Below are 24,535 nucleotides of genomic sequence, written 5' to 3' on the forward strand. Positions count from 1 at the left end.
CCACGATTCTTGTTAAAATAGTCATAATATTAATCAAAACACAGGCAACTGAAATGGCACGTAAGAATCAAAAAGCGCCATGGGAACCAGAAGAAGAGATCATCTGGGTAAGTAAATCCGAGATGAAGCGAGACATGGAAGAGCTGCAAAAGCTAGGTGAAGAGCTTGTAGGCCTAAAGCCAGCTGTTCTAGATAAGTTTCCATTGAGCGAAGACCTACGAGAAGCGGTTGCTGATGCACAACGCTTTAAAAACGAAGCGCGTCGTCGTCAGCTACAACGTATTGGTAAACTAATGCGTTACGAAGATCCAGAACCAATCCAAGCGGCACTGGATAAAATCCGCAACAAGCACTCACAAGCGACAGCCGCTCTGCACAAGCTCGAAGCACTGCGTGATCGCGTTGTGGAAGAAGGCGATAAAGCGATTGATGACGTAATGGAACTGTACCCAGAAGCGGATCGTCAACGTCTACGTCAACTTGCTCGCCAAGCAGCGAAAGAGAAGAAAGCCGGTAAACCAGCAAAATCTTACCGTGAAATCTTCCAAATTCTTAAAGCGTTTGAAGAAGAAATGTAATTCAACGCTTAAGAACGTAAAAAGCAGACCTTTGTGTCTGCTTTTTTCATGCCTATTTTCTGCTATTACGCCAAGCGATTGAGACTTTCACCGCGCTCAAAGGCGTTAATATTCTCAATCAAGATCTCTGCTAAACGTTGAATCGATGAATCACTGCCCCATGCTACGTGTGGCGTCAGCAATAGGTTCGGCAAGTGCATATTGGCAATCAGCGGATTACTCTCATTGGCGGGCTCTTGGGTAAAGACATCAACCCCAGCACCAGCAATCTCACCTTGCTTTAAGCCGTCCACTAAAGCTTTTTCATCCACCAAGCCACCACGTCCGGTATTAATCAAGATCGATGTAGGCTTCATCAACTTGAGTTCTGCCTCACCAATCAAATTACGTGTTTCATCATTCAGTGGACAATGCAGTGTGATGGCGTCCGCTTGCTCAAGAACCTCAGCAAAAGAAACATAACCTTCTCGGCACTCCATTACGCCTTTGCGCTCCGAAAACACCACGTTCATCCCTAACGCTTGTGCCATTTTTGCTGTTGCTTGACCTAATGCGCCGCTGCCAACCACACCCAAAGTGCTACCTGCAACGTCTCCAATCGGATGCGTAAAGAAACAGAACTGTTTATTGCGTTGCCACTCGCCCGCTGCGATATCTTGGTGATAACCAAACAAGTTACGACGCAAAGTAAACAGCATCGCGATAACGTGTTCTGGCACAGAACGAGTCGCATAACCACGTACGTTCGCGACCGCAATGTAGTGCTCAGCGCAATAGTTGATATCGACGTTGTTGAACCCCGTGGCCGCCACGGCAATCATCTTGAGATTAGGAAGCTGAGATAGAACAGCTTGGTCGAGCACCACTTTGTTACTGATAACGATATCCGCATCAGTGAGACGCTCAATCACTTGTTCTGGAGAAGTCAGCTCGTATTCCACCCAATCATGGGCAAAGCTCGGGCGGGGCACCTGAATTTGAACGGGGATGGTCGCGCGGTCGAGGAAGACCACTTTAGGCAGTGACATAACAACTCCTTGTTCACTGCCTAAAGATGAATTTATGGACGTGGCAGTGTTTTGTAATCTGGTAATTTACGCGCTGGGTTGAAATAGTCAAAGATCATCGCTTCCGCTTCCGGGTAAAAATCACAAGGAACGAAAATGCTAAGCACCCAATCGGTTTTCGGATGGTAGAAGCTCAGCTCAGCAGCGTGCAGTTCTAGGCGTTCGGAGAAAGCTTTCGCCTCTTCAGTTGCGTAAAATTCATCGCCTACAATCGGATGACCTAATGCTTGCATGTGGACACGCAATTGGTGTGAGCGACCAGTGATAGGCAGTAAACGTACAATCGTCGTCTTCGCTCCATCAGGGTGCTCTTCTCGCTTCGCCACTTGGAATAGCGTCTTAGAAGGTTTGCCATCTTCAAAACACACTTTCTGCAGTGGACGGTTAGGCCAATCGCAAATCAGCGGTAGGTCAATCTCACCTTCTTCTTGCTCTACGTGCCCCCAAACTCGTGCATAGTAGATCTTATGCGTCAATCGATATTGAAACTGCTTCTTTAAAGCACTTTCTGCATGTTTGTTCTTCGCCAGAACCATCAAACCGGAAGTCGACATATCCAAACGGTGTACCACTTGAATGTCTGGATACTGCTCAGTGAGGCGGCTCCACATACTGTCATAGTGCTCAGCGAGACGGCCCGGCACAGAGAGCAGACCGGATGGCTTATTCACAGCCAATATTTGCTCATCTTCAAAAACGACATCAATCCAAGGATCGGTTGGTGGATTGTACTCAAGCATTGCCATGGGCAGGATCTCTACAGAATAAAAACGCGCTGATTATACCCAAGAGCCCTCAAGATGCATGCACAAAACACGTTTAATTTTATCGCGAATCAGAGTCGATATAACTTTTTGAAATAACAAAAATCAACAAGTCAAACTACCAATAAAAATAAACTCAAACCAAGATGTAAATTTAAATTGACAACCATTCTGGGCATGTTACTTATAGTTTATCGTTGATGAACAAGGACAATAACAAATGGAATCGGCAGTACCAGATCAACCCCAATCCAAAATCTCCCAATTTGTACGCTCGTTGGGTCCCGGTATTCTAATGGCTTCTGCGGCGGTGGGTGGCTCTCACCTCGTTGCTTCAACGAAAGCTGGTGCCATTTATGGCTGGCAACTCACCGTGCTTATCCTGCTGGTGAACCTTTTTAAGTACCCATTTTTCCGAGCCGGCGTACAATACACTATGGGCACTGGCAAAACCTTGGTTGAAGGCTACGCTAAGCTTGGTCGTCCCTACCTGTGGCTGTTCTTATTCCTCAGCTCGGTTTCTGCGGTGATCAACACAGCAGCACTTTTGATGTTCAGTGCTAGCTTGTTGGGCTACTTCATTCCATTTTCATTGTCGATGGCATCACTCAGTATCATTGTATTGGTCACGTGCTTGGTGATCCTATTCGCTGGTCATTACAAAGCGCTGGATACGCTCTCGAAAGTCATCATGACAGTACTGACTATTGCGACATTACTAGCAGTGGCGATTGCATTTGGTAATCCGGTAGAGCCCGTTGCGAACTTTGAATCCCCCTCTCCTTGGTCAATTGCAGCTATCGGCTTTATCGTTGTAACCATGGGCTGGATGCCAGCACCAATCGAGATCTCTTGTTTGACGTCTGCGTGGCTCAAACGCCAAACCAGCCAACAAGAAGTGACAGCGAAATCAGCCCTGTTTGATTTCAACGTAGGCTACATTGGTACGGCAGTATTGGCGTTGGTATTTGTATCGCTAGGTGCATTGATGCTGCATGGTTCCGGAATTGAGCTTAAGAGCTCTGGCGTGGGCTTCTCCCACCAGCTTGTCGGCTTGTACGCTGCGACTATTGGTGAGTGGTCACGCTACCTAATTGCGGTGATTGCATTCTTCTGCATCTTCGGCAGTACAATCACCGTGATCGACGGTTACTCTCGCGTGATCTCAGACTCTCAACGCTTACTGCGTTCACAACCAGAGACCGATCCAAAAGCGACGTCGGCGATCATGCTAACGGTATCGGTATTAGCATTAGGCATTGTGGTGTTCTGGGCTTCAGCACTGCTACCAATGCTGAACTTTGCTATGGTGCTGGCGTTTATGACGACACCGTTTTTCGCGCTATTGAACTACATTCTGGTAAGCAAAACAGACTTACCTAAGCCATTAGCGCTGGGTCGTAAATTGAAGTGGCTGTCGATTGCTGGCTTGATTTACTTATTCGGCTTCTTAGCACTGTTTATTTGGTGGAAGTGGCTAATGTAATTAGCTATTTACTGAGCCACTGAGGTAAACAACCCTCAGATAAAGAAAAAGGTCTTCAATTGAAGACCTTTTTTTGTGTGTTTGAACGCTGACTAGTTGTGGCTAACCACAATCAGACGTAGCGAATCTAGCTGAACCTGAGCTTGGTTGATGTAACCTGTTAGCTCTTTGATTTGTTCTTCAATCGATTCAATCTCTTCGTCACGGATGTTCGGGTTAACCGCTTTCAGTGCTTGTAGACGCTCAAGCTCGGCATTCAAGCTTTGCTGCATGTCTTGATGCGCTTGCTGACGTACCTCTTCCACTTTCTGCTCAACCAATGCGTCGCCCGCCTCAATCAGATGATGAACATCTTTCTGTACTGAAGTAACAAGCTTACTACCAAGGTGACGGTTTACCGGGCTAAGCTGACGGTTAAAGCCTTCAAACTCAACCTGAGAAGACAGATCGTTGCCACGAGCATCCATCATCATGCGAATTGGCGTCTTTGGAAGGAAGCGAGTAATACCGCTGCGTTTTGGCGCTTGAGCATCCACCGCGTAAACCAACTCAAGTAAGATAGTTCCTACTGGTAGCGCTTTGTTCTTCAATAGAGAAACCGCAGACGTACCGACACCTTCACTCATCAGCAAATCGATACCACCTTGAATCATTGGGTGTTCCCAGCTGATAAAGTTCATATCTTCACGAGAGAGCGCCGTATCACGGTCAAACGTGATGGTGGCACCTTCGTATGGCAAACCTGGGTAGCTTGGTACCATCATGTGTTCAGACGGCGTTACCACAAGTGCGTTCTCGCCTTTGTCGTCTTGGTTTAAGCCAATGGTGTCAAACAGAGACAGTGCAAACGTTACTAGGTTTGTGTCGCCATCTGTCGATGAAATCTTTTCAACAATTTGCTGCGCTTTCTCGCCACCGTTTGAATGCATCTCTAGTAGACGGTCACGGCCTTGCTCAAGTTGTGATTTCAGCTCTTTGTTCATCTTCGCAGATTCTTCAATCACTTCATCAAGGTTTGAAGTATCGCCAGATGCCAACATTTCAATCAGTGCATCAGAGTACTTGTCGTAAACCGCACGACCTGTCGGACAGGTTTCAGAGAACGCGTTCAGACCTTCATCAAACCAACGAGCAAGGATCGCTTGCGATGTACCTTTAAGGTAAGGCACATGGATGTCAATATCACGGTTTTGACCGATACGGTCTAGGCGACCAATACGCTGCTCTAGTAAGTCTGGGTTAAACGGCAAATCGAACATCACAAGCTGGTTAGCAAACTGGAAGTTACGACCTTCTGAGCCGATTTCGCTACAGATTAGTACCTGTGCACCGCCCTCTTCTTGCGCGAAGTACGCAGCGGCTTTGTCACGCTCAAGGATCGACATACCTTCGTGGAATACGGTGGCACGGATACCTTCACGCTCACGTAATGCTTGCTCAAGTTGCAGCGCGGTGCTTGCACGAGAGGCAATAACCAGTACTTTGTCGCTGCGTTTCTCTTTTACTTTCTCAAGTAGCCAGTTAACACGTGAGTCGAATTGCCACCAGCTTGACTCTTCACCTTCAAACTCTTGGAAAATTTCTTCTGGGTAAAGGTTCTTCACCGCGCGCGCTTCTGGTGTCATCTTGCCGCCGATCATGCCTGATACACGCATTGAAGTGGTGTACTGCTGTGGAATGTCCATTGGCATTAGATGTACGTTACGCTTCGGGAAGCCTTTGATTGCAGCACGCGTGTTACGGAACAGAACGCGGCCTGTACCGTGACGGTCCATCAGGTTATCGATCAGCTCTTGGCGCGCTGACGCTTTCGCTTCTTCATCGCTGTCGCTTTCGATAATGCGGAATAGCGGCTCAACATCTTGTTCAGAAAGCAGTTCTGTAATTTGGTTTTTCGCTTCGTCAGGCAGTTTCTCACCTGAGAACAGCGACGTGATAGCATCCGCAACTGGTGCGTATTGCTCCTCTTCTTCAACGAATGCGTCGTAATCGTAGAAACGATCTGGGTCTAGAAGACGTAGACGAGCAAAGTGACTCTCGCGACCTAACTGCTCTGGTGTTGCGGTTAGCAGTAGTACACCTGCAGTGCGTTCTGCCAAGCCTTCGACCACTTGGTATTCACGGCTTGGTTTGTCTTGGCTCCACTCAAGGTGGTGCGCTTCATCGACAACCAATAGATCCCACTCGCCTTCTAGCGCTTGTTCGAAACGCTTGCGGCTCTTGCGTAGAAAATCCAGTGAACACAGCACGTATTGCTGCGTATCAAATGGGTTTTCTGCTTCTGCGAATGCTTCAATACAGCGCTCTTCATCGAAGATAGAGAAGTGCAGGTTAAAACGACGCATCATCTCTACTAGCCACTGGTGTTGCAGTGTCTCTGGTACCACGATCAGAATACGTTCAGCACGACCTGACAGCACTTGCTGATGGATGATCATGCCCGCTTCGATGGTTTTACCTAGACCTACTTCGTCCGCAAGCAAAACGCGAGGCGCGTGACGACGACCGACTTCGTGCGCGATGTAAAGCTGATGAGGGATCAAACCTGCGCGCATACCACACAGACCACGCATTGGGCTCTTGTGTTGTTCAAATTGGTTTTGTAGCGCACGGTAGCGAAGTACGAAGTTGTCCATGCGGTCGATTTGACCTGCGTACAACTTGTCTTGCGGTTTGTTAAAACGAATGTGGTTGCTTAGGAAGATTTCACGCAACACGATCGCCGTTTCTTGCGTGTCTTCACGAGTACCGAAATAGGTGTATAGACCTTCATCTTCCAGTACTTCTTCAACTTTTAATGACCAACCTTCTTGGCAATCGATGACATCACCGACGTTGAACGTTACTCGGGTAACTGGTGCATCGTTACGTGCGTAAACTCGGTTTTCCTCTGATGCTGCAAACATCAATGTCACAGTACGAGCATCCATTGCTACTACGGTACCTAAACCTAAATCGCTTTCCGTATCGCTAATCCAGCGCTGCCCCAAAGCAAATGTCATGAATTGACTACCTCGTTATTAGTTCTTGATTCGTATTTCTTGTTGGTCTACTCACACCCGAAGGCATGGGTAATAGTTTAGATCTGATTCTGGCTTCTGCTATGCCAATCGAGCTTGTCATGCCACTATTGCTGAACATTTTTAAGCCAGCTAAGCATAATAATTCTCTCATAGCCTATGCCCAGAAAAAGGTCGCTAATCTTACTTGAAGCTGTGATTTAGGTCACGTCGAAACGGCTTTAAGGGCAAACTTTTTTTCCTGAATTAGGAATGCAATCAAATTGTAAAAAACTCATGACAATTATTGACTTGTAGGAAGTAAATATTACGTATACTTCTATTGAGGGGCGCTTAGAGTCATTAAATATGATTTGAGCGCATTAAGTACACGATTAGGATCAACACGGGTTTGCTAGTAAGTTGTCTTGCTACTCGGTTGCACACTAACCGACATTGCCCGACAACCTCTATTGCAAGCAATTAGGGTTAGGAAGAGTTTTCCTTCTTAACTTTTAGCCAGCAAAGCCGCGCTGCGGCAAGGAGACGCTATGGGCGATACCGATCGGAAACTGTTTGTACTCGATACCAACATTCTTCTTCATGAACCCTTCGCCATCTTCTCTTTCCAAGAACACGATGTCGTCATTCCAATGACCGTTTTAGAAGAACTCGACCGAATCAAAGACAGTAAACGCGATGTAGCAAGGGACGCACGCGTTGCCATTCGTGCCTTGGAAGATCTGTTTAAAGACGCGACACCGGATGAAATCTCAGAAGGTATTCCAGTATCCAAAGACAAGCCTAACCAAGGCACCATTTCTATTTTGGCGGACTTCGAATTGCAGGAAACCGTCAAAGCCTTCGCCGACAAAGCCGGTGACAATCGCATTCTCAATGCAGTGCTTTACCTGCAAAATAAACGCGCACCGCGAGAAGTTGTGCTCGTAACCAAAGACATTAATATGCGTTTGCGTGCCAAAGGCGCTGGCGTTCGTTTTGTTGAAGACTATCGAACGGATCAACTGATTGATGATATCCAATACCTAACCAAAGGCTTTCAGCAACGTGAAGGCAATTTTTGGAGCGGTGTGGATGAAGTTGAGAGCTACGCACTGGGTGGAAAAACGTTCCATAAACTCAGCCGCGAACCGTTCGAACCGACCTTTATTAATCAATATATGATTGATGAAGAAAGTGATTTTGTAGGGCGAGTAGAAACCATAAATGAAGATAAAGTCACGCTACTCGATCTCAGTCGTGAGCGCATGATGCATCGACGTGCTTGGGACATTACACCGAAAAATATCTATCAAGGCATGGCAATGGATGCCCTACTCGATCCAGACATTGATTTGGTGATTCTGACTGGTGCCGCAGGTAGTGGTAAAACGCTCCTTGCTATGGCAGCTGCACTGGAACAAACCATTGAAAAAGGCATGTTCGATAAGATCATCGTAACGCGCAACACGCCAGACATTGGTGAGTCGATTGGTTTCTTGCCAGGCTCGGAAGAAGAGAAAATGATGCCGTGGTTGGCAGCGGTGACCGATACTTTGGAAGCTCTGCATAAGAACGACCACTGCACCGAAGGATCCATGAAGTACATCTGTGATAAAGCCAACATTCAGTTTAAGTCAATTAACTTTATGCGTGGTCGCTCGATCCAGAATGCATTTGTTCTGCTCGATGAGTGTCAGAACTTAACCGCTTCACAAATCAAAACCATCATCACCCGTTGTGGTGAAGGCACTAAGATTGTGTGTTCGGGTAACTTGGCACAAATTGACTCCCATTACCTCACACCTGTGACGTCTGGTTTGACTTATATGGTTGAACGCTTCAAGAACTTTGAAGGCAGCGCCAACATTCACCTCAACGGTGTGGTGCGCAGTCGCTTGGCAGAGTTTGCGGAAGAGAACTTGTAGCGATCTACCTAGTCATCTAAAGCCGTTCGCTTAGGACTCTTCACTTAGGACAGGTCACCTAAAACCAAAAGAGCGCTCAATGAGCGCTCTTTTTAATATTGCTTCAGATAAAGCTTACTCAGTACCACCAACGGTAATGGAATCTAGCTTCAATGTTGGCTGACCAACACCAACCGGTACGCTTTGACCCGCCTTACCACACACACCAACACCTCTGTCGATGCTTAGGTCGTTGCCCACCATAGAAACTTGCTGCATCGCCTCAATGCCAGAGCCGATAAGCGTTGCGCCTTTCACTGGACGTGTAATTTTGCCATCTTCAATCAAGTACGCTTCCGATGCAGAGAACACGAATTTACCAGAAGTGATGTCCACCTGACCGCCACCAAAGTTTGGTGCGTACAGACCTTTCTTCACCGTAGAGATGATCTCTTCTGGCGTGTGCTCACCCGGTAGCATGTAAGTGTTAGTCATACGTGGCATTGGCAAATGCGCGTAAGACTCACGACGACCGTTACCTGTTGGGTTTACACCCATTAGGCGTGCATTCAACTTATCTTGCATGTAGCCCTTAAGCACACCATTTTCGATCAGTGTGTTGTATTGGCCGTTCACACCTTCATCATCGACGTTCAATGAACCGCGAAGATCTTTCAGTGTGCCATCATCCACGATCGTACAGAGTGGAGACGTCACTTGCTCACCCATTTTGCCAGAGAACACTGACGACTCTTTACGGTTGAAGTCTCCCTCTAAACCGTGGCCTACCGCTTCGTGCAGCAATACGCCCGGCCAGCCAGAGCCAAGTACTACAGGCATCATGCCTGCAGGAGCGGCTTCCGCTTCTAGGTTCACCAGCGCCATACGAACCGCTTCATCAGCAAATTGGAAGGCTTGTTTCACGCCGTCTGCTTCAGACAGGAAGAAGTCGTAACCGAAACGACCACCGCCACCAGCACTGCCGCGTTCACGGCGATCGCCTTTTTCAGCAAGAACACTGATTGATAGACGGACAAGCGGACGAATATCACCAGCGTAGGTACCGTCGGTTGCTGCCACTAGCATTTGCTCATGCACACCACTGATGCTGATCGACACTTCTTTGATCATTGGCTCTTTGGTACGGATGTATGCATCCAGAGACAACAACAGTTCGGTTTTTTGTTGCTTTTCCCAGCTTGCTAGTGGGTTTACCGCATCGTAGTAAGCTTGGTTATCAGAACGCTTGAACGCGTGCACTTTGCCGTTTTGACCTTGCTGCGCAATACCACGCGCTGCAATTGCACTTTGCTTCAAACCTTCTAGTTGAATTTGGTCTGAATAGGCGAAACCGGTTTTCTCGCCTGTGACTGCTCGTACACCGACACCACAGTCAATATTGAAAGAGCCATCTTTAATGATGCTGTCTTCTAGAACCAGAGACTCGTGCCAGCTGGACTGAAAGTAAATGTCCGCATAATCGATCTGGCGCGTCGCAATGCTCGCTAGTGTGTCAGCGATGTCTTGCTCTGTCAGACCGTTTGGGGCAAGGAGTGCCTGTTCTATTTGGTTTATGCTCATAGTTAGCTCTTTTATTTCCGTTTCAATTCATTTTGAAAGCGACTGTGTTGAGTCAGCGGCATATTCTGCCTTACTTGCTGGTTGTGTGACAAATCTATCTCCGCCACCAGCAATCCTACTTGGTCATTCAATTGTTGGTGAACGCTTCCCCAAGGGTCAATCACCATGGAGTGCCCCCAAGTTTGGCGACCACAAGGATGCGTCCCCGTTTGCCCACAGGCAAGAACCCAGCACTGGGTTTCTATCGCTCGTGCTCTTAGCAGTATTTCCCAATGCGCTTCACCCGTGACAGCGGTAAAAGCTGCCGGCACAATGATCACTTGAGCGCCTGCTAAGCGTAGCGCTTTAAACAATTCAGGAAAGCGTACGTCGTAGCAAATACTTAAGCCTACCGTACCAATATTGGTCTCTGCCGTCACGATGCGATTGCCAGCGGTAAAGGTATCCGACTCACGATAACTGCCATGTCCATCGGCGACATCCACATCAAACATATGCAGCTTATCGTAGTGAGCAATACACTCGCCTTGCGGTGAGAAAACCAACGTTGTAGTGGTAACACCTTGCTCAGTACGAATCGGCATACTGCCCACGATCAAAGTCAGTTGGTTGTGCTGTGCGATATCAGATAAACGCTGCTGAATCGGACCATCAGCCAAACCTTCCGCCTTCTGATGATACGCCTCTCGGTTGGCAAACTGCGTAGCATTTTCTGGCGTCACAACCAACTTAACACCTTGCTCAGCAGCTAATGAACATTGCTTGGCAATGAAGTCCAGATTCTCCTCGACATCTGGGCCGGATGTCATTTGAATGATGCCAACACGTTCCATGTTCTCTATTCCTTGTACGTAAGAAGAGTAACTGCGCGATTATTTCGCTTGTTCGCGCAGCTTTTCTGGCAACTTGTATTCGCCTTTGCTTCGTGAAATCTCTTTTACAGTAGGTGAATCCAGTGGACCTTTCACTTCATAGTTTACTTGCGTGAAGACCTCTACTACAGGAGAAATCACCGTCGAAATCGCCAGTACATACAGCGCTGTTTGAGGGGCGACTGCAAATGCTGTCAGCATTGGAATACCTGATGTAATGTCTGGAGTGAACTTCACTTCCGCATCAACCAAACGTGTGTTCATATCAGCAATACCGCGGATCTGCATTTCACCAGCCAAGGCATCCATCACAATATCGTTGGTGATAAACACACCGTCTTGGATTTTGCCTGTGCCCGTAATTGAGTTAAAAGCCATGCCTTTGTCGAATACATCGGTAAAGTCGAGCTGCATCTTACGAATGATAGAATCGAGACTAAACAGACCTAACAATCGCGCAGCACCGCTGACTTCAGAGATCACGCCTTTGCCAAACTCACTAGAAACCTCTCCTTGCAAGCTCTGCGTTTTCATTGCCCACGGAGCACCATCCCAATCTAATTGTGCATCAATTTCGAATGGAGCCTGTTGTATGCCAGAAGTAATACCAAAACGCTCCATTAAGTCACTGTTATTTTCACCTTGAACCTTCATGGTCAGATTCGAGTGACTGCGCTCTTTGGTTAGCTCCCACCAGCCATTCATATCGACTCGGTTCTGGCCACTACTGAAGGTAACATTTTTCCACTCAAGGCGGTTATCACGACGTTCAAGATCTACGTTAACCTTACCGACCTTGTAACCTTGCAACCAGAAGTCATCAATATTCAAGGTCAAGTTCGGCATCTCAGCATGGAACTTGCGATCAAAATTTGAGATAAGCGGTGCAGCTTGATCTTCACTGGCAAACAGCGAGTTGCGCTCTTTTGTCATCTCATCGAAGCCAGGAATATAAAGGTGCAAGTGTTCAAGTGAAACCGATAAATCATAAGGCTTGAAGTAGTTCGCTTTCCCTTTTACCTCCTGGCTATCCACATCCAATAGCCAGCTTAAGTTCTTCTTACGAGCAGTTAGATCGACATCGTGAAATTCAATACCAGCCAATTGAAGTGTTTGTACGTCTAAATCTATATTAGTTGGTTTAGGGATAGCCGGCGTCGCCATCTCAGAGAGCACAGATGGCTGGTCACTTACAGGAACATGCATCAGTTCAGCCCAGCGGTCGATGCTCAGTTCATCCAAGCGAATTGAAGCATGGTGACCAACAATTGGATTCATTCTAAAGCCGCCATTCCCGATCACAAGATTGGTCGCAGTAAGCTCAGGAACGTTACCAGTAATATCGATTTCAGTTTGATATTTCGCACTTGGTAATTGCAAACGAGCAGAAATTACTTCTTGATTACCTGAAGCTTGTAACTTTGCTGTGCCTGCTTCTCCAGTCGCCTTAGCTAATGGATATGGGTATTCGCTTGCTAATTGGTTCAGCTTCGCAATGACATCCACTTGGTAAGTAAAACCAACATCATTGAGTTGAAGCTCAACATCCATCTGCCAAGGCGCATGACCAGAAACTAAATTTAGCCAACGTTCACCTAAGTAAGGTTTTAGCGGGTCGACTTCCCAATCCCCCAAGGTGTTAATAGTCACGTTATAGCCTTGCTCAGCATTCTCCCCACGAAAATCGAGAGAGATGGGTTGGTTTAACAACTTGGCAGATAAGCCCGATGTCGTCACAACATCGTTATCAAACTTGATTCGCCCTGTCGCACTTTCTAGTCGCATTGGTGGCGCATCAATATCAACACGATTATTTTTAAGATCCGCGTACCCCCAAGCTCGCGCATCTTTTTCCATATCAAATGGAATATTTAACTGAAACTCTGAATAAACCGGACCACTCACTTGCAATGCCGTCAATGCAGCCCCAACAGAGTCAACCAATGGGGTTGCCATCATGTAATCGCGAACTTCATTACCTGACGCGCTTGCTTTGGCTTCAATTTCGATGTGACCACCTTCAGCCAATTCGGGAATGCGCCCTGTGATACGTTTGGCTTTAACACCATTCAATGTCGCCGATTTGGAATCCAAATACATCGCATCATTTTCAAATAGCAGATCCAGTTGTAAGTTGGTAATGGTTGGCCACGCAGTATCAAAACTGAACTTTGCATCCTTTAGCCCAACCCAAGCTTGGAACATGCCATTGTGCTCTTTGTATGGAAAATCACCCAGTTCGCCATACCAAAGTAGCTTTGCGGTATTGACCTTACCACCTTGAATCGCGGTAGATAGATAATCTGTCAGATCTTGTCCAAGTGCCAGCGTCGGTAGATAACGCCAAGTTTCGCCCGCATTATAGAGGTCCGCTTCGGCATAAAACGACAGGAATGGACTTTGCTCTTTTGGAAAATCCAAACGGAACGCGCCAAGCACCTGTAGATCCGGTGTCGCCGCGGTCACTTTGTCCGACCACAGACGCCAGCCCTCTTCATCTTGCTGCCAAATGATGTCCACTTCACCTTGCTTAATATTCAAAGGGGCTTGAAACACATCACCATACGGGAAAACATCATCTATCACCGTGACTTTTGCTTTTGCTTGATCTAGGTTACCCGCCACCTTACCTTGCACATGATTGAAACCCGGAAGCAGTTCCCATTGGGTTAAACCTAGCTCATCCACTTCAGCAGAGTAACGCAGCGTATCTAAACCACCATTCATTGCTAGACGAATGTCTTCCACTCGCCCCTTTGGCGCGAGCTTATCGAGGAAATCGGTAGTAGATTCAGACTTTGGCGCCAATTTCACCAAAGGTGTTAGCGCTTCAATATCCAATTGAGAAAGGTTGAGTAACCAACCATCTGGCTGCCAATCAAAAGCCACATCCAATTCAGGCCATGGCCTGTCATCCGTGCGGACTTTTAGTGAGTGACCATTTACTTTCCAACCCTTTTTATCTGGTGAAAGCTTGAAAATACCCGACTCTAGGAGCAATTCGTGGCGACCTTTCTCATTCCACACCAGCTCAGATGGCTGCAGATCGACGTAAGCGTAACTCGGTTGACTATGTCTGAGTGTGAGCCAAGTGTTGAGGCTGACTTTACCTGACTCCACGCCAGATTCATTTTGCATGTAAGTCGTTAGCCAAGGTGTCACAGAAACCTCTTGAGCACTCACATAAAACTCGCCGGAGACATCACGCAACGATCCGTGATCTGTGAAGTTAGCGCGCACTAACAATGAGTTGAGACTCGCGTCGGCAATGCTCACTGTACCTTCGGCTAAGTGATGCTTACCTTGGTTACTCCAGCGGAGTTGTTCGATATCTAAACGACGAGTTTCACCTGAGATGGACTTATACCAAACTTGAGATGTGGTAATAGTAAAATCTTCAAATTGGCGTAATAGTAACGAATCTAACTTATCAATAAGAGTCGACTCATTACTTCTTAATTCAGGTTTTGTAGGTACCGTTGGACGCTCTTCTATTGATAGAAAGTCAATATTTCGGATATCTAACGCCAAATCTCGAATAGTTAGGTCAGCGACAACTGGCTTAAGTGACAAGAGTGATTGGATAAGGTCAAACTCAATTTGAATCTCATCAACAGCGAAACTTGCATCTTGGTTGTTTGGCAGATTAGCCTGAAGACCTTGCAGAGCGATTGAAGGGTGGCTGTTTCGCCATGCGCCACTCACGCTAGCGATAGAAAAATCAAAACCTGTGCCCTGCTTGACCCAGGTTTTGATTTCATCTTGAAAGTGATTAAGTTGTGGCAGCGCTATACGTAATGTGGTGACAATAATGGCCAACGACACCAAAATTGTCACTACACTCCACGCAATAACGCGTCCGAAACGGTTAAAACCAGAATTCACAAATATTCCAATTACATCATCACAACATCAAACTGCTCTTGAATATAAAGAGGCTCCGCTTGAATGCGCACTTGCTTACCAATAAAGACTTCTAATTCAGCTAAGGCATGAGACTCATCACCGAGTAGCGTTTCTGCGACCGATGGTGAAGCGTACACAACAAAGTTATCGGCGTCGTAAGCACGATTAACTCGTGTGATTTCACGTAGGATCTCGTAGCACACTGTTTCGACAGTTTTAACGCTGCCACGCCCTTCACAAGTAGGACAACCTGAACAAAGGATATGTTCAATACTTTCACGCGTGCGCTTACGCGTCATCTCAACCAAACCAAGCTGAGTAAAGCCATTAATGTTGGTTTTCACTCGATCTTTCGATAACGCAGTGTCGAGCGAGGTTAGTACTCGCTTACGGTGCTCTTCTGATGCCATATCGATAAAGTCGATAATGATAATACCGCCTAGGTTACGCAGACGCAGTTGACGGGCGATAGCTTGAGTCGCTTCAACGTTAGTATTAAAGATTGTTTCTTCAAGGTTACGGCGGCCAACAAACGCACCGGTATTGATGTCAACCGTGGTCATGGCTTCCGTTTGGTCAATAATCAGGTAACCACCAGACTTGAGTTCAACTTTGCGCTCCAAAGAACGTTGGATTTCGTTCTCGGTGTCATACATATCGAAGATAGGCTTATCACCTTCGTAAAGCTCAAGCTTATCCGTTAACTCTGGCACATACTCCGAGGTAAACTCTTTTAGATTCTCGTACTCGAGGCGAGAATCTACCATGACTTTATCAAGCTCAGTGCCGACAAAATCACGCAGGATACGTTGCGCTAAACCTAGCTCACCGTACAACGTGGAACGCGTTTTGTATTTTGAACGACGCTCCATCACTTTTTGCCACAAGCGCTTCAAGAATGCAGCGTCTTGCGACAGTTCCTTCTCATCTGCACCTTCTGCTGCAGTACGAATGATAAAGCCGCCGTGCTCATCACAGTAATGATTCACGACTTTCTTTAAACGCTCACGCTCACTTTCACTTTCAATGCGTTGAGAAACTCCAACATGGCTGGCACCAGGCATAAAGACTAAGTAACGAGAAGGAAGGGTAATATCAGTTGTCAGGCGGGCACCTTTGGTACCAAGTGGATCTTTCACAACCTGAACAACAATATCCTGTCCCTGGCGAACCAATTCAGAAATATCTCGAACCTGAAATTGTTGTTTTTCGTTCTCAGCCACACATTCAGTATGAGGAACGATATCTGACGCGTGTAGGAATGCCGCCTTATCTAAGCCAATATCAACAAACGCCGCTTGCATACCAGGTAATACTCGGCTTACTTTGCCTTTATAGATATTGCCAACAATACCACGACGGGATTCTCGTTCTATATGAACTTCTTGTAGCACTCCACCTTCAATCATGGCCACGCGAGTTTCACTCGGGGTCACGTTAAGCAGCAACTCTGCACTCATGTGCACACCTCAAAAACAATTATAAAAATTCTTGGAGTAGCTGGTCAGTTTCAAAAAGAGGTAAGCCCACTACGGCGTGATAACTTCCTTCTATACGAGTGACAAATCGTCCCCCGAGGCCTTGAATACCGTAACTTCCAGCTTTATCGCATGGTTCCCCTGACTGCCAATATTGTTGTATTTCTTCTTCGGTCAGGTTCTTAAACCATACATCAGTGATGACAACCACTGAACGTTGTTGTTCGGAAGACACGACACTGACTGCTGTCATGACTTGATGTTGGCGTCCAGATAGGAGATCTAGCATTCGCTTAGAATCAGCATAACTCTTGGGCTTCTCTAACACTTGGTTATCGCACACCACCACAGTATCTGAACCCAATACAATCGAATCAGGCTTAGCTAATGCTAAGCCTGCTTGAGCCTTTTCCGTAGAGAGACGCAACACGTAGTCTTTTGCCTGCTCATGGTCTTGTTTTGCTTCCTCTATATCAGGAAGTACAATATCAAATTCATAACCTAACTGAGCAAGCAGTTCTTTTCTCCTCGGGGATCCCGAAGCGAGAACCAGAGACAAGCCTTTAATCAAAACGCTACCTTACGTGCCATAAACGACGAATCCGTCGCATCAATAAAAACATCCATGGCCAGAGTATACAGTTAATTGCAGCCGTCCACAGAGATAATGGATTAAATACTACGTCTTGATTCAAATATTCCCCGCAGAATATCAATACTTCTAAAAGCACAGTCAAAGCAGCAATTAATATTGACTGCTGCCACAGTGCCATATTGCGAATAACGAGAAAGTTCAGCGCAACTAGGTATATCACTATCGACATCATCATGCCGCGAATACCAAGCGTAGAGCCTATCAAAATATCCCACAATAAACCCAACACCAAAGCTGAGCCGACATTGACACGGTTAGGTAGTGCCAGTACCCAATAACAGGTCACGAGAAACAGCCAAGAAGGTCTTAGTAAGTCTAATACCCCCGGCCAAGGGATCGTCTGCAATGTTAAAGCGACAAAAAAGCTAACACCAATGACGAGACGGCTTCGAAATGCACTATTGGCCATTGCTTACCTCATGTTCTGTGTCTTCTTCTGCATTAGACTGCAAAACTTTGTGTTGTCTGTCTTCATTCGGCCAAATCAGCAGCAAGTATCTTAAGCGGTCAAACTCAACCACAGGCTCCGCTTTAATAGAAGCGAACTCTTGTCGAGTATCGTGATCGACGACTGTCACATTCGCAACGGGGTAACCTTCAGGGTAAATACCGCCTAGGCCAGAAGTAACCAATAAGTCGCCCACTTGGATATCGGTACTAGTAGGAATATGCTCTAGTTGAATTTCATCAATCTCACCATTTCCTGACGCAATGACTCGTATATCGTTACGAATCACCTGTACTGGGATAGCGTTCTTTGCATCAGTGAGTAATAGCACGCGAGCATTGTGCGCAGCAACAAACGTCACTTGACCGACAATACCTTTTTCATTGATCACTGGTTGGCCAACATATACGCCGTCGATCTTGCCTTTATCAATCACCACTTGATGACGATATGGTGAAGTATCTACCGCCATAACTTCGGTAACCATTTTCTTCTCGTCACGGACAAATGAAGACCCTAGCAACTTACGCAAACGTTGGTTTTCTTCTTTGTATTGGTCAAGCAAGATAAGCTCACTCTTAAGACGTAGCACCTCGCGCTTAAGACTGCGGCTGTTTTCAAGCAACGTTTGGCGGGTATTCATGCGCTCAAACGCCCCATCAAACATGGTACGAGGCAAGTTAGCAGCATATTGAATAGGCGCCACCATACTATTAAGTAAGTAACGGACATTTGAGAATGTGTCTAGACGACTGTCAGCAAGCATTAAACTAGCAGAAACTATGACAGCAAAAAAAAGACGGGACTGCAGAGAGGGGCCTCTGCCAAAAATCGGTTTCATCTTGTCTTTGACCTGATCGCTACTATCATCATTGGCCTTTGTTTGGCAACCTTATTGCTGAGCAGAGTAGGTGAATAATCGTTTGATTCCAGTCAGAAAATAAGCTTGTAGTATGAGTGGATTAATAAGAGCCGTGAACAAGAAAATGAAGCCCTGTATAGAAGGGCTTCACACTCTTACTTATTCTTCAGAGAAAAGATCGCCACCGTGCATGTCGATCATTTCTAGTGCTTTACCGCCACCACGAGCAACACACGTTAGTGGATCTTCGGCGATAACCACTGGGATACCCGTTTCTTCCATTAGGAGACGATCAAGATCTTTCAGTAATGCACCACCACCCGTAAGAACCATACCGTTCTCTGAGATGTCCGATGCTAGTTCTGGTGGACACTGTTCTAGTGCAACCATCACTGCTGATACGATACCAGATAGTGGTTCTTGTAGCGCTTCTAGGATTTCGTTTGAGTTCAGGCTAAAGCTGCGTGGCACACCTTCTGCAAGGTTACGACCGCGCACTTCAATCTCTTGAACTTCATCACCAGGGTATGCAGAACCGATTTCGTGTTTGATCTTTTCGGCCGTTGCTTCACCGATCAAGCTACCGTAGTTACGACGCACGTAGTTGATCACAGCTTCATCAAAGCGGTCACCACCGATACGCACAGAAGAAGAGTAAACCACACCGTTTAACGAAATAACTGCAACTTCAGTTGTACCACCACCGATATCGACCACCATTGAGCCTGTTGGCTCAGATACGCGCAGGCCAGCACCAATTGCCGCTGCCATTGGCTCGTCAATTAGGTAAACTTCACGCGCGCCTGCACCTAGCGCTGACTCACGGATAGCACGACGCTCAACTTGCGTAGAACCACAAGGAACACAAACCAGTACGCGTGGGCTTGGTTTAAGGATGCTGTTATCATGCACTTGCTTGATGAAGTGCTGAAGCATTTTTTCTGTTACGTAGAAATCAGCGATTACGCCGTCTTTCATTGGACGGATAGCTGAGATATTACCCGGCGTACGACCAAGCATTTGTTTTGCTGCATGACCGACAGCAGCAACGCTTTTTGCAGAACCTACACGATCTTGACGAATAGCAACTACAGAAGGTTCATCTAGGACAATACCCTGTCCTTTTACGTAAATTAGAGTGTTGGCAGTACCTAAATCGATAGATAGGTCGTTAGAAAACATGCCACGAAGTTTTTTAAACATACTCTTCGCTCATCCTGCAAAAATTTAGAAGACAAAAATTGTCCTAAATGTACCAATGCCTCGCTGACACAGCAAGGCATTGGAGTACAAACATGGGCTGAAACCCTCAATTTCTTGCAGATTCCTTACCTAGAGCAAATAAACGAGCCTTAATTCCCTCCGGTCAGACCCGGTTCTCCTCGATAAATCACCCTGTCGTTACCTCGGTTGATACCAAAAGTAACAATGGTAGATGGATTTTCTTCAGAACCATCATTATCCCAGTCATATTTGAGCCAAGGGAAATTATTCGAACCAGCAGTAAGATCTAACCACAGTTCCGTCTGTTGACGATTCGACTCACTTTCAACTGCAGTAATACTTCTAGAAGTACCATTGGTAACTACACCGCCATCGGCCAAGTTCACATCTACATACTTAGAGTCAGGCTCATTACCCTTCCATTTATGCTCGAATTTCTCTCTCGCACCATAAATAGTGGTTTGACTATCAGAACTGTTCGTCACAAATCGACCACCTTTCCAATATTCTACGGTTAGAGGTACCTGCAATTTAAGTGAATCTGGTTTGCTGTTGTCACCCTGCTTACCGCCAACATCAGCCAAATTAACTCGGCCAAAGCGTAAATCCGGCTGGACCAATAGTTGCCTGGTACCAATAGTCACACCAGCCTTGTCTACTGATGATGAGGAAAGATCAATAGAAATAGAGGTAGAGGTATCTGACGAGTTCTCTAAGTAGTTAAAAGGGCCATCCGGTTTAGATACAACCTTGCTCCACACAAGCCCACTCGCGCTATATTTCCCGACACTTTGCCCTGAAATATAGGGACCTTTACCGCCGTTCAACCAGCTACCTGTGTACGCGGCCGGCGCACTAAACCTACTAACATTTGCCGAGTTATTTTCGTACAAGTTGAATTTCGCGTGGTAACCTTCACCAAAATACGCATAGTTACGTAAAGCGCCGCCTCCTTTCGACAATGCCTCAACGTAGAACTGTTTTAACCCAAAAGGCTGTCCCATATAAGCAAATGCTTGGCCATTTGGATAATCCCATACGTTATTGTACGAAGGCGTTTGATCATTACTGTAAACATTGAATTTACCAGGATAGAAACGCCCAACATTGAGCGTTGCATCAGCAATCTTATACGTACTACTTCCCAGATAGGTAGAGAATGCTTCGCCTTCCCCGCCAACAGGCGCGGTAGCGGTAAAGTCAAATGAACCTACTTCATCAACAGCCTGCTTGAAAGACACTGAGCCACTAACCCATTTAGCGTCTTCGGGTAGCTTTTCTGTTAGCAGCGTACCATTCACAACATTCCCCTTGTTCACACTCGTTGTCGGGTCTGGATAAGTCACTACGTGGTCAATACTAATATTCGACTCTTGGTAATTTCGGGCAACGTCTCCGTTTGATTGATATGCTGTTACCTGCATTGTGAACTCTTGACCTGCTGGAATGTAGCTTGTGCAATTTGAGGAACATGCGCCATTATCGCTTACGCTCAAACCTAACTTAGCAGGGAAACTTACAAATGATGCAAACCCTGCAGAATCCTTCACATCGTTAACTTTCGCATCGATACGGACTTTACCAACCTCTTTATAGTTAACTTTGAGGTAAGCTTTACCATTTGAATCAAAGTAGACATCGGACAAAGGCTTAGGAACTTGAGGTTGCAATGTGACATGACCACTCCATTTAGCATTGCTGTCACCCGCCTTTTTGTACCATACCTCAACAGATTTCGTTTTATCGACTGGTGCAATCTCGTGAGTCACTTTCATAGTAACATCTCGGCTTTCACCCCCAGTTTTTACATGTGATGAGCAGAATGAAAGATGATCCGTCCCGGCAGATTGTCTAGCTGAAACCACATCCCCTATGTTTACTCCGAGTACGTTTTGAGAAAACAACACATTACAGTTCTCGACGGACAGTTCATCACCGTTATTGATACGACAGCGCGCTCCTTCAAAACCAAACTGAGGTACCGAACTATTCGCAACTCCCATCGTAACCGTACCGGCTTTATATCCCTGTAATAGAAGATCAACTGAATTGTTGAAAGTGATGTTCGTGAGCTTTTCTTGCTCTCCATTTACCCAAGTAGCGACGCTATTGGTGGATGATGGCAGTAAAGTAACTGTCAATGGCTCTAACTCGCCTTCACTTGCGGCAGCATCTTCTGGATAGGTTTGAGTACACCTTTCATTCATACATGCTTTTAGCGTGACTTTCGAAGGCTGGCACGTACTACCGGATCCTGAATAGTCAAATTCAAAGTGATGGATACCATCCGTTAACTTCTTGTATTTATCTGCACAAACCTGGAAGTCATCAATTTCATGGATATTGGTATATGATCCCGTCGATGCAGTCACAGAAATACGGAAGTTTTCTGGAGCAATAGACTGCCCATAACCATTCATAACATTGAATGATTTGATTAACGTTTCCCAGCGACCACCATCAATTTGACGCTCAATAGAAACCCAAACTCCGCTCGCTCGGTTTTTAACGGTGTTGCGAGAGTCTACAGTCATTCTATAACGGTGGACCTCATCTCTATCTCGACCATTGTAATTTGTTCCGAAGACATCAAGTGCACCGACATCTGTATTGTTTTTAATAAATTTATAGCCACCAAACCAGCCTTCTAGGGACTGACTGTTGTACTGAATTGTCTTCTTATAACCAGCACCGCGAATAGCAATAGATTGTTGGCGACGACCTGGACGGCCATAGTCATTTTCATAATAACTGCCTTCATTCGAGAAGTTACCGTACTCATCGATACCAAATGCTAACCAACCGCCGGCAAAACCTTCTATACCGGGTTTAACACCAAAACCTAAAGGTCCACCAAATGCACCTGTCGCTGGAGGGACATTTGCGTCAGAAAAAACGATACCAACCCCATCTGCACCAGGTCGTGTGGTATTTGAGTGAGCATAATGATTAAACTCCACCTGCATGATGTTGTCATCAGATGGAAAAATGTAGTTGTAGGCTGATGCTGTTGCTTGATTGTATTGGTTACTTGATAATCTAAACTTACCACCAGTAATGCTCGGTTTAGTACTATTCTTAAAGCCCATCACAGACCAGTTTGTAAGAGAGCCTGAGTCAAAGTTTTCAGGTGGCAACAATTCACATTGAACAGGCTCTGGGTCAGGGCCTGGAGGCGTAATTCCACAATAGTCGTAGAAATCTTTGTATTGAGAGCTCTCACCTACGTCAACCGGACATGTACCTCGAGTTTGAGATGCATCACAACTCGTATCATTTAGACCGCAATAACCAACCAATTTACCGTTATAAGAGTATGAAGAGTTTGCGGTTCCGCAAAGCGTTGAGTTACTAGCAATACTTACGTATTTGTTAGTAGGGAAACCAATCGCTTTGGCGTCCGCAAGAATTTTAGCCGACGATAACGCCATTCCCTCATTCTTTACACTCGCGGTACCAAAGACAGAAGAGTTAGTCACGTGTAAGTATTTCTTGGTAGAGACGTCATCGCCAACATATGAATTACTAATGTTTGCACCTTCGTTCCTACTGGAAGCGACACCACACACATAAGAACTTTCAATCACATGAAGATATTTCTTAACATCAACATTACCTTTGATTTTTGAGTTCTTGACCTGAGCACCTTCGTTGGAGCTCGATACAACGCCAGAAACTTGAGAATACTGAATATCTACATAGCCTTTCGCGGTAACGTTGCCTCCAACTTGACTGCTGACAATGGCCATACTTTGGTTGCTACCCTGCGTATTATCAATATTTCCATCTACACTAGAATGAGAAACGCTGACGTAGCCTTTAGTAAACACATCACCTGAAATCGATGAACTATTGGAAATAGCAATGGCTGGATTTCCATTACTTTGGGAAGTCACATTTCCTGTCACATCAGTTCTATTGAGCTCAATGTAGCCATCTGCGGAAACAGACTGGTTAACCTTATAGTTTGTGACTTTCACTGCATTCTTAGCGTTGATGTAGCCATCGACAAGTTTAGTTGAACCTGATGCTGAAAGTTCCGCCCCACCGTGAGACGAAGATATGTGACCTCCAACGGAAGTGTTCGTTATTTGAATTTGGTTCTTGGCTTCGATATGTGCGCCCACATTTACGTTGTAAAGCGAGATTCCACCATTATCACTATCGACGTAACCATCAACGTTACCGTGATTAATTGTAAGCTGACTGTAAGCTAAAGCATTTTGTCGAATATCGACATTGCTTAACTGGAGACCATTGTTAACACTTCTCAGTGAACCAAATATTGTTGAATCTGTTAGTTGGATATAACCACCATTATCAACATGGCCATACACATACAGGTTGTGAGCGCTAAAAGAATTACGATTCAGATTTAACGATAAGCTGTGGCTAGGGCTACCGATAGTGTTTCTACCACCTAAAGAAGCGTATCGACTTAACACTAATTGCGAGGTGCTTCCCCCAGTAACAATATTATCACCGTAATAGAGATTTACATTGCTAGGACACACGTAAACAGAGAGGCCATTGGAATAATAACCATTTGTTGGGCATGGACTATAAACAGGTACCCATTGACGTTGCCACCTCCCTTTTTCCCTGACCCAATCAACGGTAGGGGTTAGATCATACGTTACAGCAGCAAGCCCTTGAGCACATAACAAAGAGTAGGCTACAGCACCAAGTATTATTCTTTTTTTCATTG

Annotated in this window: 15 protein-coding genes; 3 read left to right on the top strand and 12 right to left on the bottom strand. The window is 45.9% G+C overall.

The window, feature by feature from the left end; all coding sequences use genetic code 11:
- The first annotated feature begins 53 nt into the window (after window positions 1–53).
- A complete protein-coding gene (gene yjgA, locus B853_RS13185) occupies window positions 54–578 on the top strand; it encodes a ribosome biogenesis factor YjgA (RefSeq protein WP_010450448.1) in 525 nt (174 codons plus the stop codon).
- A 65-nt stretch (window positions 579–643) separates the two neighbouring features.
- Here yjgA and B853_RS13190 read toward each other — a convergent pair whose 3' ends face one another.
- On the bottom strand, window positions 644–1,606 hold the full coding sequence (locus B853_RS13190) for a D-2-hydroxyacid dehydrogenase (RefSeq protein WP_038884580.1): 963 nt from the start codon (window positions 1,604–1,606) through the stop codon (window positions 644–646).
- 32 nt (window positions 1,607–1,638) lie between these two features.
- Window positions 1,639–2,391, bottom strand: coding sequence for a bifunctional tRNA pseudouridine(32) synthase/23S rRNA pseudouridine(746) synthase RluA (rluA, locus tag B853_RS13195; protein ID WP_038884583.1), 753 nt, complete (start codon window positions 2,389–2,391; stop codon window positions 1,639–1,641).
- 238 nt (window positions 2,392–2,629) lie between these two features.
- On the opposite strand from rluA, the gene B853_RS13200 reads away from it, so the two are divergent.
- Window positions 2,630–3,895: an NRAMP family divalent metal transporter gene (locus B853_RS13200; protein WP_038884585.1), complete on the top strand. Its 1,266-nt coding sequence runs from the start codon at window positions 2,630–2,632 to the stop codon at window positions 3,893–3,895.
- A 92-nt stretch (window positions 3,896–3,987) separates the two neighbouring features.
- Here the strand turns inward: B853_RS13200 and rapA are convergent, their stop codons facing one another.
- On the bottom strand, window positions 3,988–6,897 hold the full coding sequence (rapA, locus tag B853_RS13205; RefSeq protein WP_010450456.1) for an RNA polymerase-associated protein RapA: 2,910 nt from the start codon (window positions 6,895–6,897) through the stop codon (window positions 3,988–3,990).
- A 548-nt stretch (window positions 6,898–7,445) separates the two neighbouring features.
- Between rapA and B853_RS13210 the strand changes: the two genes are divergently transcribed.
- Complete coding sequence (locus B853_RS13210) at window positions 7,446–8,822, top strand: PhoH family protein (protein WP_038884586.1); 1,377 nt, start codon at window positions 7,446–7,448, stop codon at window positions 8,820–8,822.
- 114 nt (window positions 8,823–8,936) lie between these two features.
- On the opposite strand, the gene tldD is transcribed toward B853_RS13210, so the two are convergent.
- From tldD to B853_RS13255, 9 genes are all read right to left on the bottom strand, one after another.
- Window positions 8,937–10,382: a metalloprotease TldD gene (gene tldD, locus B853_RS13215; protein ID WP_038884587.1), complete on the bottom strand. Its 1,446-nt coding sequence runs from the start codon at window positions 10,380–10,382 to the stop codon at window positions 8,937–8,939.
- 11 nt (window positions 10,383–10,393) lie between these two features.
- The gene (locus B853_RS13220) at window positions 10,394–11,215 is read right to left on the bottom strand and encodes a carbon-nitrogen hydrolase family protein (protein WP_038884589.1); all 822 of its coding nucleotides are present in this window, start codon (window positions 11,213–11,215) and stop codon (window positions 10,394–10,396) included.
- 39 nt (window positions 11,216–11,254) lie between these two features.
- On the bottom strand, window positions 11,255–15,139 hold the full coding sequence (locus tag B853_RS13225; protein WP_038884592.1) for a YhdP family protein: 3,885 nt from the start codon (window positions 15,137–15,139) through the stop codon (window positions 11,255–11,257).
- A gap of 11 nt (window positions 15,140–15,150) precedes the next feature.
- A complete protein-coding gene (gene rng, locus B853_RS13230; protein ID WP_038884593.1) occupies window positions 15,151–16,620 on the bottom strand; it encodes a ribonuclease G in 1,470 nt (489 codons plus the stop codon).
- A 19-nt stretch (window positions 16,621–16,639) separates the two neighbouring features.
- Window positions 16,640–17,209 (bottom strand): Maf family protein, encoded by a 570-nt coding sequence (locus tag B853_RS13235; protein WP_010450474.1) that lies wholly within the window; start codon window positions 17,207–17,209, stop codon window positions 16,640–16,642.
- 4 nt (window positions 17,210–17,213) lie between these two features.
- Window positions 17,214–17,702, bottom strand: coding sequence for a rod shape-determining protein MreD (gene mreD / locus B853_RS13240; protein WP_038884595.1), 489 nt, complete (start codon window positions 17,700–17,702; stop codon window positions 17,214–17,216).
- Entirely contained in the window at window positions 17,692–18,582 is an 891-nt protein-coding gene (gene mreC, locus B853_RS13245) for a rod shape-determining protein MreC (protein ID WP_010450476.1), read from the bottom strand. The genes mreD and mreC overlap by 11 nt, the downstream gene beginning before the upstream one ends.
- A gap of 180 nt (window positions 18,583–18,762) precedes the next feature.
- Window positions 18,763–19,806 (bottom strand): rod shape-determining protein, encoded by a 1,044-nt coding sequence (locus tag B853_RS13250; protein WP_005381144.1) that lies wholly within the window; start codon window positions 19,804–19,806, stop codon window positions 18,763–18,765.
- A 149-nt stretch (window positions 19,807–19,955) separates the two neighbouring features.
- Window positions 19,956–24,533: a DUF6701 domain-containing protein gene (locus B853_RS13255; protein ID WP_038884597.1), complete on the bottom strand. Its 4,578-nt coding sequence runs from the start codon at window positions 24,531–24,533 to the stop codon at window positions 19,956–19,958.
- Between the last annotated feature and the right edge of the window lie 2 nt (window positions 24,534–24,535).

The sequence above is a fragment of the Vibrio rotiferianus CAIM 577 = LMG 21460 genome (assembly GCF_002741985.1).
GTDB classification, from domain to species: Bacteria; Pseudomonadota; Gammaproteobacteria; order Enterobacterales; family Vibrionaceae; genus Vibrio; species Vibrio rotiferianus.

Excerpts from the sequence above, each read along its gene's own strand:
- rapA (WP_010450456.1), bottom strand. The coding sequence starts at position 6,897 with ATGACATTTGCTTTGGGGCAGCGCTGGATTAGCGATACGGAAAGCGAT.
- mreC (WP_010450476.1), bottom strand. The coding sequence starts at position 18,582 with ATGAAACCGATTTTTGGCAGAGGCCCCTCTCTGCAGTCCCGTCTTTTT.
- rng (WP_038884593.1), bottom strand. The coding sequence starts at position 16,620 with ATGAGTGCAGAGTTGCTGCTTAACGTGACCCCGAGTGAAACTCGCGTG.
- B853_RS13190 (WP_038884580.1), bottom strand. The coding sequence starts at position 1,606 with ATGTCACTGCCTAAAGTGGTCTTCCTCGACCGCGCGACCATCCCCGTT.
- yjgA (WP_010450448.1), top strand. The coding sequence starts at position 54 with ATGGCACGTAAGAATCAAAAAGCGCCATGGGAACCAGAAGAAGAGATC.
- B853_RS13250 (WP_005381144.1), bottom strand. The coding sequence starts at position 19,806 with ATGTTTAAAAAACTTCGTGGCATGTTTTCTAACGACCTATCTATCGAT.
- B853_RS13200 (WP_038884585.1), top strand. The coding sequence starts at position 2,630 with ATGGAATCGGCAGTACCAGATCAACCCCAATCCAAAATCTCCCAATTT.
- mreD (WP_038884595.1), bottom strand. The coding sequence starts at position 17,702 with ATGGCCAATAGTGCATTTCGAAGCCGTCTCGTCATTGGTGTTAGCTTT.
- rluA (WP_038884583.1), bottom strand. The coding sequence starts at position 2,391 with ATGGCAATGCTTGAGTACAATCCACCAACCGATCCTTGGATTGATGTC.
- B853_RS13210 (WP_038884586.1), top strand. The coding sequence starts at position 7,446 with ATGGGCGATACCGATCGGAAACTGTTTGTACTCGATACCAACATTCTT.
- B853_RS13220 (WP_038884589.1), bottom strand. The coding sequence starts at position 11,215 with ATGGAACGTGTTGGCATCATTCAAATGACATCCGGCCCAGATGTCGAG.
- B853_RS13255 (WP_038884597.1), bottom strand. The coding sequence starts at position 24,533 with ATGAAAAAAAGAATAATACTTGGTGCTGTAGCCTACTCTTTGTTATGT.
- tldD (WP_038884587.1), bottom strand. The coding sequence starts at position 10,382 with ATGAGCATAAACCAAATAGAACAGGCACTCCTTGCCCCAAACGGTCTG.